Annotated in this window: 6 protein-coding genes; all 6 read right to left on the reverse strand. The window is 34.8% G+C overall.

The window, feature by feature from the left end:
• Window positions 1–9 precede the first annotated feature (9 nt).
• Window positions 10–7,254: a T9SS outer membrane translocon Sov/SprA gene (gene sov / locus ACUSJC_RS11795; RefSeq protein ID WP_449269769.1), complete on the reverse strand. Its 7,245-nt coding sequence runs from the start codon at window positions 7,252–7,254 to the stop codon at window positions 10–12.
• Between the two features lies 1 nt (window position 7,255).
• Window positions 7,256–7,837 carry a Holliday junction branch migration protein RuvA gene (ruvA, locus tag ACUSJC_RS11800; protein ID WP_449269770.1) on the reverse strand — a complete coding sequence of 194 codons (582 nt, stop codon included), beginning with the start codon at window positions 7,835–7,837 and terminating at the stop codon, window positions 7,256–7,258.
• 6 nt (window positions 7,838–7,843) lie between these two features.
• Entirely contained in the window at window positions 7,844–10,135 is a 2,292-nt protein-coding gene (locus ACUSJC_RS11805; protein WP_449269771.1) for an NADP-dependent malic enzyme, read from the reverse strand.
• Between the two features lie 62 nt (window positions 10,136–10,197).
• Entirely contained in the window at window positions 10,198–11,127 is a 930-nt protein-coding gene (gene queG, locus ACUSJC_RS11810) for a tRNA epoxyqueuosine(34) reductase QueG (protein WP_449269772.1), read from the reverse strand.
• 1 nt (window position 11,128) lies between these two features.
• The gene (ruvB, locus tag ACUSJC_RS11815; RefSeq protein WP_449269773.1) at window positions 11,129–12,151 is read right to left on the reverse strand and encodes a Holliday junction branch migration DNA helicase RuvB; all 1,023 of its coding nucleotides are present in this window, start codon (window positions 12,149–12,151) and stop codon (window positions 11,129–11,131) included.
• 75 nt (window positions 12,152–12,226) lie between these two features.
• Entirely contained in the window at window positions 12,227–13,996 is a 1,770-nt protein-coding gene (locus ACUSJC_RS11820) for a cytochrome c oxidase subunit I (RefSeq protein WP_449269774.1), read from the reverse strand.
• Between the last annotated feature and the right edge of the window lie 22 nt (window positions 13,997–14,018).

A 14,018-nucleotide genomic window follows, 5' to 3' on the forward strand; every position in this document is an offset into this window, starting at 1 on the left:
TGTAAAAAATTAGTTACCAAAGCTATATCTTAAAGTGAATCCGGCTCTTATATTGGTAATAGGATACGATGTAGAGATAACAGCATTAGTAAATTGATGATCATAGTAAAAAATTGTTGTGAAATTTTTACTGAACGAATAATCTGCTGTAACTTTTAATGACCACATGTCTTGTCCTCCCACCAATTCATTATTATCATAATCCAAATAACGAACAATGGTATTATTTTTTCGCAAAGACAAATCTGTTTTGATATTGATGTCACTTTTTATCAAGCCTTGATTATTATTAGCCAAAGCAGAGTTAATTTTAACGTCTTTGATTCGATATCCTAGTCCAATAGTATATTCGTTCCCGCTTACTTCTGTCAATAAGTTATTGTCAAAACTCAAGTTCAAAGTTCTATCTTTCTTCATTTCCGCCAAAATTCGAACGGAATTTTTCATCTCAAAATCTACCCTCATCAATGGATTAAACTGCTCCGACAAATTAATATTTGACATAATCTTTTCCGCATAAAAGTTACCATTTGCATCAACCGGAGAACTATTTAAGTTTGATGTATATGAATTAATATTATAACTTGCTCTGTAACCATGTTGTAAAGAGAAACGCTTAAATTTATCTTTAAACCATTTATAACGCATCAATCCTGTATACTTCACGTTCCAATTTGGCAATGGAATATCTCTAAAAATACCCGTAGAAATTCCAGAAGCATCAGAACCTGAATAAGCCGCAATAAAAGCCGGCAATAATACTTGTTGGCTATTTTTTCCAAAACCTACCGGATATCCCTGCGCATCAGTCGGAAAAGCTGTCGTTCCATAATATTTCTCCGCTAACCTATTGGCCACAACAAGTCGATTATCTCTAAAGTCTTGAAATGCCTGAGAAAAATTGATATCACTTTGCGTAAATGAAGTTTTGATTAAAATTGTAGATATACTAAAATTTCCATAATTATAAGGAGAACGTGAATTATACTGTCCGTTAGTTACATCATATTGCTCTGAAAAATTATCAGAATACATTCTTTCTCCTGTAATATCGATTTTCAGATCCGGGAACAATTCCATTTGCGCCGTAACATTCAGTTGTTTATTAGTAACCTGAGTGAAACTTTGGTTAAAATCAGGATAATCCGTCAACCAACCTCTTCTTGCTGCTTCATATCGAACGTCTGACTGACTACCGAAAACAAAGCCTAAGCCAGGTCTTGAAGAACCAAAGAAACCTAGTCCTTGCATGTATCCCGGTAGTACAGTACCATTCGTTTCGTTATAATTGACTTGAATATTTTTTATACTTGTCAATACTCCTTTTAATCCATTGATAAATATATTACCGTCTTTGGTATCATTTGCTTTAGCAGAGGCTGTTATCTTTTGTCCCGGAAGAGGAGCCGCTCCTGGTTTTGCCTGAACACCTTTCTTTTTCTTCTTCCCAGTTAACCCTACATAACGATAGAAAACATCCATGTTAAAAGCTGTTTTAAAGTTATGTGTATTAGAATTCTGAATAGTATTTCCTAATTGATAAACTTCTCCTGCTTCTGTAGTAACAGTTGAGAAAGCATCTGATGATCTTTGCCAATTATAATTTCCTGTGTAACTATACGTTGATTTTATGAAACTAAAAATCGGTAATTTATCAATAGGTAAATCGTAGTTAACTTGAACTTGTTGATTAAATTGATTAGGATCTCCAATATCCCAATAATTATCCCAAATATCTAAAGTATTATCTGAAATTCCGTTATTTAAATAATTACGAACAATATTGCTACGTGAAGCTGTAAAATTAGCTTTCAACGATTTTGTAAGGTTATAATTGAATCCGTAATTATAATTGAAAAAATAATTTCTTCTATACAAAGGATCTAAACCTAATCCTTGAACTTCAACTAATCGATATTGCTGTCTATTATATTGTCTGGTAATATTTGAACTAAAGGATATGTTAGTTGGCAACAAGTTAAAATTCAAATCAGATAACATTTTATAATATCCGTTTTTCTTTAATTTTTGCGATTTTTTGAATGGTTCAAAAGTTGCAGGTTTGAATGAATAAGCATAGTCAACTGAACTTTTATTTTGCTGATCAAGGAGACTTTCTACTTCATAATCGTGATGATTCGTTTCATTATATGAATAAGAAAGTGTTACGTTTTCAACATCATAAAAATGCTGTTTCTGTTCCGGCGCTCGATTTTTCTTAACTCCAATAAAATTTATACTTGTCCTTTTCGTATAATCTATTGCTCTGTTCTTAATATTTGCTTTCTGATCAGGATCTGTTGTTATGTCCAACAACTGATCTAATTCAATATCCTGATAATATGGATCATATTTAGGAGTGATTGTTGTTTCCCCTACTCCGTAATTAAAAGGTAAACTAATACCCCATTTCTTAGGTAGCAATTGACCTAAGTTGATATTTGTTACTAAATCATACTGAAATGTATCTTCTCTACTTCGCTCATTTGGACCTTCTTCAATTCCTCCAAAGCCAATTGTACTAACTCTGGTAGTTGCTGAAACATTGGCGAAATCTGCTAAATTAGAATCTAAATTGGCTACAGCGGCATATCCTCCTTTGTTGTCCATATCAGAAAGTCTAAGTTCATTAAACCAAACTTCCCCTCTAATGTTATCTGTACTTCCATTCTTTAGACCAATCATTAAAGTTCGAACTAACCCAAAGTTAGGATTTCCTTTTATACCTAATTTTAATTTACTACTTGAACTACCTAAATCTTGCTCGTTCAAGAAATAAATTCCATTGACATCAGGCGAACCTAATTCATTCGTTATTTTTTTAGATTTTAAAGCTGTTAAAAGAGAAAGTGCCAATTCAATTTCATTATCCGTTGGCCAAATATCCTCAGCCGTTACAGCATTTTGAGCCGTAACTTTTAACGGAATTTCAACTTGGTAGAAATTATCAGTAAAATCATTACCAAAACGAATGAAGGCAATCATTTGATCGTCCAACAATGGTGTTGTTTCCGGAGGTGTAGGCAATGCTTCGGCATGTAAAAACATACGTAACTTTTTATATTGACGCATATCTACACTTACATTTTTAAAAACAGCTCTCGAATCTCCTTTTTGTAAACCGTTTGTATATCCTCCTAATTTATCGTAAACTCTTAGAGACAGCGATTGTTCATTTTGATTAATAACCGTATTGTTATTATATAATTGCTCTCTTGTAACACCAGGTGGTGATACATAAGGAATAGGATAGCGATTGGTGTTTTCTTGTATATTTACTGATACTACATCAAAACCGGTATCATCATCATCCATATCTGGATCTGTAGCGTCTAATGAACTTGTATATCTTCTCCATTCTCCTCTTACTAAATCTAAAGCTCCGAAACGAAGTGTTATTTCGTCTTTAAACCCTGTCAAATACATTCTCATGAAACGGATGGAACGTAAATCTTCTATATTTCCGACTTTATTGTTTGAATCTGTAATTAAATCTTGAATAGGTATTTTATACAAAATCCAGCGAGCTCTCCCTGTTTGCCCATTTGTCAAAGCAATACTATTATCAATACGCGCATCAACTACATAATTCTGACCAATCGTAACACCATCTTCTGTCGGAGGATAATACTGTATAGGTACTTCGAATTTAAAATAAGCATTAATTGTATTCATCGTATTATCACGATTCACATCCTCTACATCCGGGTAAGTTGTATTTCCTCTGTTTGCATCTGTGACGTTAACCGGTGAATTCCCTTGAAAACCATTATAACTTTTGTAACGATTAACAACATCTCCTGTTGCGCTCAAGTAAAACTGATAATTATCTCCTGCCGGATCACTAAAACCTGCATACTCCGGAAATTTCAATGCCTCTTCCGCATCAAGCATTCCATCAAAACCAGCGTCTTGTACATTTCTATTAGCTTCATTTGTATCAAAAGCATATATTAGAGATTGAGACGTAGGAATTTGCCCCCAATCAGTTTGAATAGTTGGGGTTAAAGAGCCCGCTTCCGGCAATCCGTTTTCATATTGTTTTCTGCCGTCTTTCAAAATATCTTCTGAAATCTCTCCTAAATTTATCACAAGCTTCCCTATATTCGTTTGATCTACATAATCTCCTTCTTCACCATTATTATAGTAAGGATCCAACATCCAAAACTGAATATACTCAACATTAGACTGTTCAAAGTTTGTAGTTGAAATAGCCCTCATAATTCCTCCCCAATTATCCGGAGCATCCGTATCAGAAAATATTCCTCCATTTGGAGCAATAGTAGAGTTAAAATTATATTGCCCTCTTTCTTTAGGGAAATAGGTTAAATCAAGTGTATTTACAACATTACTTTGTCCTTGAGCGATATCTGTATTAGGATAAAGCTCGCTCATATAAATCCTCCTTGTTCTATTTAGCGACAAATCATTCTGAGTTATTCCTCCCGGAGTTTGTGTATAGAAAACCGGATCAATAGTATACCATGTTAAATGAGCTCTTTTATCTCCGATATGGATATCATCTGTAGCAGATTCATTATCTGTTGGATCTCCGTCAAAATTACCTTCTAACGGTACACTTGCCAAAGTCCAACTTGTTGCTGTACGCAAATCAATGGTAGATTGCGAACCTTCAAAATCATCTACGTATGTTGTTGGTTCACCATTAAATTGATCCGCTTTAGAGGCATCAGGCATTAAATATGCTACTTCTCCTCTAAAAGATACATTTGACGGAACATCAGTATCTATATTTGGCAACTTATTTACCAATCGAGTTAAAAACGGAACCTCTGTTGAGAAATTAGTATTGAACCCTATAATTGTATTATTAACGGATTCCTGTCCATAATTTGACTTGTTAGTGTATGGTCGCTCCGATAATTTCAAGAACGTTCCTCCAATCATAAAGTCTTTATTGAAACGGTGTTCTACATTAACACCATAGAATCTTTTTGTTTGCTGACCAAATACCGAATTGTTTTCAACTGAAATTTCAATTGGCGTATTAGAAGCTTGTAATGATGTATCCAAAATTTGGACTTTACCTAACTGATAGTTTACCGTATAATCTACTCCTTCTACTAAAGTTCTTCCTCCCGCTGTAACAACAACTGAACCTTGCGGTACATTATATGCGCCTATTGAGATACCATCACCTCCTGTTGACTTAAATCTACCTTTTAACTGAAATTTATTTTTAGCACTCTCTTGTAAAGAAGCGGCCTGTGTTTTAGTATACATTGTACGGAAAACATACTTCGATTGATTTTCGTTATAAGTTGACGTATTTGTATAATCTTCTCCTGCCGAGTTAGTTAATTTTTCAAATAAATGCTCTCCAAAAGGCTCTTTAGTTGTAAATATAATTCTTCCGTATTGGGCATCTACTGTTATCCCCTGATAAAAGTCAAAAAAACCATCACCTCCCTCTTGAGGGTCATTAGTATAATTCAGTCGATCTACATTAAACACTCTCAACAAGGGCGTGTCTGTAACATCATCCGGTAAATCAGGTGCTGAAGTACTAGCTTTAGTGATATAGTTTAATGGGGATGGATCCGTGTAGAAAATATTCAACTTGAAATCCTCTTGTTCTAATTGATAAGCTCCCGGAATCTGATAAATATTTTTCATCATTAAATTCCAAACCGGCATCGTATAACTTCCTGAAGAAACTGTATTTGTTACTAATGTTAAATTACTTTTTAACATTTTCAATATTAAAGCTTGAGAACTAGGAACTGAAACTCCTGTTGAACTATCAACATTCGTTGCATCTACCCCATCAGTTCCGAACTCTCCCACTTGATAAACTTGGTCTCCAACAGTAAACTGATACGAAACTGCCAGTACTTCATCATTAGATAATGCCTGACTCAATGAAATGTAGCCTAATTGCGGATGATAAGTATATTCTGATGCCGATAATTTTCTTGCATTTTCTAACTTAGCATAATCCGTTCCTTCATCTATTCCTGAGATATTAAATCCGTTATTTGCTGTTGCAACATCTCTAATACTAGAATTCAAATCGTTACTCCCTATTAAATTAGGATTAAAACGGTTGTTTTTATTATCAGGAGGCGAATTAGGTGCAGTTGATCCAAAAAAGCCTGAATTTGTTCCTAAATCCATCGCTACTACTTCTTGCGGAGCGAGGTTAGACAAAGGAGCTTCTCCTAAATCTTGAAGAGCAACAATGTTACGTAAATTATTTTCGGTAGAATTAACTCGATTTTGCTTATTGGTAACCCAAACTTCAATACGTGTAATTTGCACACGACTTAGAATATTCGGATAATTTTTTAGTGATTCATCATATTTATCACGAAAATATTGCGATAAAAAGAAGTGACGGTTAGCATCATATTCTAAGGCAAAGAAACTAAACTCCTGCACTGTTCCTCCTCCTTGTGACGTAACGGTTTTTGTTTGAGATTTTTGTTCAGAAAACACCCCTGTTACGGTAGTTTTTCCAAATTGGAATTGCGCTTTCACCCCAAATAAACTCTGCGCTCCCCTAATTAATGAATTGGACAACGGAAAAGAGACATTTCCTACTTCCAGTTTTTGCAGAATATCATCTTCGTTAGAGCCATATTCAAGTTTAATTAAATTTTGGAATGCAAACGTTGATTGGGTATCATAATTTACGTTTACATTTAATCGCGTTCCTACTTTTCCTTGCAAGCCTACCCCTATTCGTTGATTGAAATCAAAAGTTGTAGTTTTTCTATTTCTTGGAGAAAGAGCGGGATTGTCTTGTTTTGTAAAGCGGACTCCCAGATCTATTTCAACAGAACCTGTTGGCTTAATATCAATGGTATTACTACCAAAAATCGTTTCAAAAAATTTTGAATTTACATAATACCTTGGTAATAAATCTTTTTTAGCTTCTTCGCTACCTTCTTTTTTCCCATCAAGTGCTGATGATTTTTGCTGATAATATTCACGCATTTGTTCTCTCAATACCAACTCCTGATATTGCTCACGTGTTAAAACCAAAGGATAGTTGATATTAAATCCATCAAAAGTTCGCGTATAAATATAGCGATCGGTAACCGGATCGTAAGTATATGCCTCTACTATACTCTTTGGATTTGGAACTTCCAGCCTCCCAACATCAGACCCTGTTTTAATAGAATCTTGTTCTTCTGTTTGAGCAAAAGAAATAACCGGAGCAAATAAGAATAAAATTCTAAAAATAGAAATAATACTACTAAGCGAATTTTTTTTAATGTTCTGTTCCAAATTACAAATTTTTTAAAGCTTCTTTAATTAATTGTTCTACAGAGGCATTTGGGGTTTCTCTAACAATTTTATCTAAAACTTTTTCGGCAGCTTTTCTAGCAAAGCCTAAAACTTCTAATGCAGATAACGCTTCTTCTTTGTTTGTATTGCCTACCACAACAGAAACATCATCTAAATTGTATACTTTTAACACTTTTTCTTTTAAATCCAGAATAATTCGTTGAGCTGTTTTAGCTCCAATTCCTTTTATTCCTTGAATTGTTGCTACATCATTAGAAGCTATAGCTTGAATTATATTTGTAGGCGGAATAGAAGACAACATGGTTCTTGCTGTACTCGCTCCAACTCCTGAAACCGATAATAACAATTTAAACAATTCTCGTTCTTGCTTTTCTACAAATCCATAAAGCGTATGTGCATCTTCTTTTATCTGTAAGAAAGTAAATAACTTTAAGTTTTCAGAATCCGGTAATAATGAAAAAGTATGAAGTGAAATATTAATAAGATAACCCACTCCATTACAGTCAATAACGACATCTGTAGGTGTTTTTTCGACTAATTTTCCTTGTATGTGGGTTATCATTATCTATTACTTTTCTATTTGTTTATTTTTCTTTCCTTTTTCCTGAGCATCTACCACAGCAACAGCCGCCATATTTACCATTTCTTCAACACTTGCACCTAATTGAAAAATGTGAACGGGTTTGTCCAAGCCTAAAACTATAGGTCCGATAGAATCAGCTTCGTTCAATTCTTTTAACAATTTGTATGTGATATTTGCCGAGTCTAGGTTGGGAAAAATTAAGGTATTTACTTTTTTATCTGCTAATTTAGAGAATGGAAATTTGCTTTTCAACATATCCGAATTTAAAGCAAAATCAGTTTGAATTTCACCATCCACAATCAATTCCGGATGATTTTTATGCAAATATGCTACTGCATCTCTAATTTTCTTAGCACTTTCTTTTGATGACGAACCAAAGTTTGAAAAAGAAACCATAGCAATAATTGGCTCCATACCAAACATTCGAACGGTTTTAGCTGTCATTAATGCAATTCTTGCTAAATCATCAGCACTCGGATCAGGATTAATAGCTGTATCTGCTAAAAATAAAGGACCACGTTTAGTCATCATCACATTTGTAGTTGCAATTTTAGAAACTCCGGGTGCTTTTGGAATCAATTCCATAACAGGTTTCACAACCGTCGGATAACTTCTGGTAAATCCGGTAAGCAATGCATCTGCTTCCCCTTCATTTACCATCATCAACCCAAAATAATTACGCTCGCGCATCCATTTTTCGGCTTCTAACAAAGTAGCTCCTTTGCGTTGTTGTGATTTCCAAAAAGCTTGCGCATAACGTTTTCTAGTTTCGTCCTCTTCTCTTGTTTTCGGGTCTAAGATTAATACTTCAGCATCAAAACCAATTTCAGCTTTCAATTCCTGAATCATCTCTTTATTTCCTAATAGAACCGGAATACCAATTCCTTCTTCATAAACAATTTGAGCCGCTTTTAAAACATCTAATTGATCTGCTTCTGCAAAAACAACTTTCTTAGGATCTGTTTTGGCTCTGTTCATTAACAAACGAACCATTTTATTGTCATTTCCTAAACGCTCCAGCAATTCGATTTCGTATTTTTCCCAATCTTGAATTTCAATTTGTGCGACACCCGATTCCATAGCGGCTCTTGCCACAGCCGGAGCCACAGTTGCAATCAAACGAGGATCAAAAGGTTTTGGGATAAAATAATCTCTACCAAACGTTAATTTGGTTTCTCCGTAAGCGATATTTACTTGTTCCGGCACTGGAGTTTTAGCTAAACTAGCCAAAGCATGAACAGCTGCCATTTTCATTTCTTCATTAATTTTTGTCGCTCTGACATCTAGTGCTCCTCTAAAAATATAAGGAAATCCTAAAACGTTATTTACCTGATTAGGAAAGTCAGAACGACCGGTTGCCATAATTACATCTTTACGTGTACTAACCGCAAGATTATAATCAATTTCAGGCGTTGGATTTGCCATTGCGAAAACAATAGGATCATTGTTCATCGACAATAACATTTCCGAGGTCAACACATTTCCAACAGATAAGCCTAAGAACATATCAGCACCAACGATAACTTCTGCCAATGTTTTAGCACCTCCGTCTTTAGCATAGCGCATTTGAACGTCTAACAAATCCGTTCTATCAGCAGTCAACATTCCATCTTTGTCAAACATATAGATGTTTTCTGCTTTTACACCTAGCAACAAATATAAGTTAGCACAAGCTAAAGCTGCCGAACCCGCTCCGGAAACAACGATTTTAATCTTGTCAATTTCTTTCTCTGCTAATTCTAATGCATTCAACAAAGCAGCAGAAGAAATAATTGCTGTTCCGTGTTGATCATCGTGCATTACAGGAATGTTCAACTCCTCAATTAATCTTCTTTCAATTTCAAAAGACTCAGGAGCTTTAATATCTTCAAGGTTAATTCCTCCAAATGTCGGTGCAATATTTTTAACCGTTTGAATGAATTCATCTATGTCTTTTGTACCTACTTCAATATCGAAAACATCAATGCCTGCGAAAATTTTGAACAATAATCCTTTTCCTTCCATTACCGGTTTTGAAGCTTCTGCTCCAATATCACCCAATCCCAGAACTGCGGTACCGTTAGAAATTACAGCTACTAAATTTCCTTTAGTAGTATATTTATAAACGTTATTTACATCTTTTTTGATTTCTAAACAAGGCTCTGCAACACCTGGCGAATATGCCAATGATAAATCTCTTTGAGTTGCATACTTTTTAGTTGCTACCACTTCTATTTTACCTGGTTTCGGTTTAGCGTGGTAAAGCAAAGCTTCTCTTCTTTTTGTATCTTTATGCATATAATAGGTTTTATATGAACCTACAAAGTTAAAATAAGCTTTGAAAGAAAAAAATTTTAGACCTACTCTTTTAAAAATTTAATATTTCTTACAAGTCCTTCGAACTTGGTTCGTTTAACTGCTGAATTTTTAAAAATTTGATTGAAAGACTCTTTTTTAAGGTTTTCCCAATCATTTTTAGTCAAATTTAGCAAGTCAAAGTGAGGTTGAAATGCTTTTTCCTGATGCGGTTTGGCAAATCGGTTCCATGGACAAACATCTTGGCAAGTATCGCAACCAAACATCCAATCATCAAAAGAACCTTTCATTTCAACAGGTAATTCTTCTTTTAGTTCGATAGTGAAATACGAAATGCATTTACTGCCATCAACCACATAAGGAGCAATAATAGCTTCGGTAGGACAAGCATCTATACAAGCGGTACATGTACCGCAATGATCAGTTGTAGGCGTATCGTATTCTAATTCTAAATCGATAATTAGTTCTGCAATGAAGTAAAAAGAGCCAACACCTTTGGTAATTAAGTTCGCATTTTTACCTATCCAACCTAAACCTGATTTAGCTGCCCAAGCTTTATCTAAAACCGGAGCCGAATCCACAAAGTAACGACCGCAGACTGTTCTTCCTATTTCGGCTTCTATGTAATCTAGTAATTCTTTTAATTTATTTTTTATAACAAAGTGATAATCTTCGCCATAAGCGTATTTTGAAATTTTATATGAATCGTTTTGCTGTTTTTCCTCGGGATAATAATTCAAAAGTAAAGAAATTACACTTTTAGCACCATCAACCAACAAACGAGGATCTAATCGCTTATCGAAGTGATTTTCCATGTATTTCATTTGGCCATTTCTGTTTTCAGAAAGCCATTTTTCCAAACGAGGGGCTTCTTCTTCTAAAAAATCAGCTTTCGAAATCCCACAAGACAAAAAGCCGAGTCTTTTCGATTCGGCTTTGATTAATTTTGAATATTTTTCTTTGTTTGCAATCAATTTAAAACAATTCTCCTTGATTAAAACCTCTAACTTTACCTAAATGCTTGTATGTTTTTTCTGTTACTTCCCTGCCGCGAGGTGTACGAATGATAAATCCTTCTTGTATTAAAAATGGCTCATACACTTCTTCAATTGTTTCACCACTTTCTGATACAGCGGTTGCCAATGTCGTTAAACCAACTGGTCCTCCTTTAAACTTATCGATAATAGTATTCAAAATTTTATTATCCATTTCGTCTAAACCATGGGCATCAACATTAAGGGCTTTCAAAGCAAATTTAGAAATCTCAATATCTATTTTTCCATTTCCTTTAATTTGAGCAAAATCTCGTACCCTACGCAACAATGCATTAGCAATACGAGGTGTTCCACGACTTCTTCCTGCAATTTCGATAGCCGCTTCCATAGAAATAGGCATTTGTAAAATAGAAGAACTTCGTTGAACAATTGTTGTTAGCAACTCTGTATTATAATATTGTAATCGGCTTTGTATCCCAAAACGAGCTCTCATAGGGGCTGTAAGCAATCCTGAACGCGTTGTAGCTCCTACTAAAGTAAAAGGGTTTAGATTAATTTGAACCGTTCTTGCATTTGGTCCCGATTCAATCATAATATCAATCTTATAATCCTCCATAGCCGAATACAGGTATTCTTCTACAACAGGACTTAGTCGATGTATTTCATCAATAAAAAGAATATCTCTTTCGTCTAAATTAGTCAACAAACCCGCTAAATCACCAGGCTTATCTAAAACAGGTCCCGAAGTTATCTTGATTCCGACACCTAGTTCATTAGCTAAAATATTAGCCAAAGTAGTTTTACCCAAACCCGGAGGACCATGAAAGAGTGTATGATCTAAAGCTTCGTCTCTTAAGTTGGCTGCCTGAACAAATACTTTCAAATTCTCCAATACCTGATCTTGTCCGGCAAAATCATCAAAGGAAAGCGGACGTAAAGCTTTTTCAATATCAATTTCCTGAGGAGTAAAGCGCTCCTTGTTAGGATCTAAATTTTCGTTCATAGCAACAAATAAAAGCAAATATAAAACAAAAAACCTTTCCGACTGGAAAGGTTTCTTTATTAACGCTATATGAATTTAGTGATGTAATTCTTTTTCACCGTCTTTCATTGGAACATTTTGTGGTACAAAATCTTCTTCTTGACCCGGTTTGCTATAATCATAAGCCCAACGGTGTACTGTAGGTAATTCACCTGGCCAGTTACCATGAACGTGCTCAACAGGAGTAGTCCATTCTAATGTATTAGATCTCCATGGATTCTGAGTAGCTTTTTTACCGTAGAACATACTGTAGAAGAAATTCCAGAAGAAAACAACTTGGAAAATAGAACCTACAATAGCAAATACAGTAATTAAAACGTTAACATCTGCTAGTTCATCAAACAATGGGAAAGCAGAGTTTGTATAATAACGACGTGGTAAACCTGCCATACCGATGAAGTGCATTGGGAAGAAAACTCCGTAAGCACAAACAGCAGTTACCCAGAAGTGAGCATAACCCAAGTTTTTGTTCATCATACGCCCGTACATTTTAGGGAACCAGTGGTAAACACCGGCAAAGAAACCGTAAAGTGCAGAGATACCCATTACTAAGTGGAAGTGAGCCACTACGAAATATGTATCGTGAACGTTGATATCTAATGTACTATCTCCTAAAATGATACCTGTTAAACCACCAGTAATGAATGTTGACACCAAACCGATAGAGAACAACATTGCCGGATTCATTTGCAAGTTACCTTTCCAAAGAGTCGTAATATAGTTAAATGCTTTTACTGCAGAAGGAATAGCAATCAATAAAGTCGTGAACGTAAACACAGAACCTAAGAAAGGATTCATACCTGATACGAACATGTGGTGACCCCATACGATTGTTGATAAGAAAGCAATAGCTAATACTGAAGCAATCATCGCGCGGTAACCAAAGATTGGTTTTCTTGAATTTGTTGCAATAATTTCAGAAGTAATACCTAAAGCCGGTAATAATACGATATATACCTCCGGGTGACCTAAGAACCAGAATAAGTGCTCAAACAATACCGGAGAACCTCCTTGGTAATGTAAAACTTCACCAGAGATAAAGATATCAGATAAATAGAAAGAAGTACCAAAACTTCTATCGAATACTAATAATAAAGCTGCAGATACTAAAACCGGGAATGAAACCACACCGATGATAGCTGTAACGAATAAAGTCCAAACAGTCAAAGGCAATCTAGTCATTGTCATTCCTTCAGTTCTCAAGTTGATTACTGTAACAATATAGTTCAAAGATCCCATTAAAGAAGAAACCATGAAAAATACCATTGACACTAACCATAGAGTCATACCTAAACCCGAACCTGGAATAGCCTGAGGTAATGCACTTAAAGGAGGATAAATTGTCCAACCAGCTGCTGCAGGACCTGACTCAACAAATAATGAACCTAACATAATTACTGAAGAAAGGAAGAACAACCAGTATGAAAGCATATTCATAAATCCAGAAGCCATATCTCTCGCTCCAATTTGTAAAGGCAATAATAAGTTACTGAATGTACCACTTAAACCAGCAGTTAACACGAAGAAAACCATGATTGTACCGTGAATAGTAACTAATGCTAAATAAATATCTTGACGCATTACTCCACCCGGAGCAAATTTTTCGCCTAATAAAAATTTAAAAATTCCAAATGATTCTTCAGGCCAAGCAATTTGCATACGGAATAAAATAGATAACAAAATACCTACAATACCCATTACCATACCAGTAATCAAATATTGCTTAGCAATCATCTTATGATCGTAACTAAATATATATTTTGTTATGAACGTTTCTTTGTGATGACCGTGTTCTAGTGCTGACATAATCTTATAATTCTTATATTAT

The organism is Flavobacterium sp. U410 (assembly GCF_053570605.1).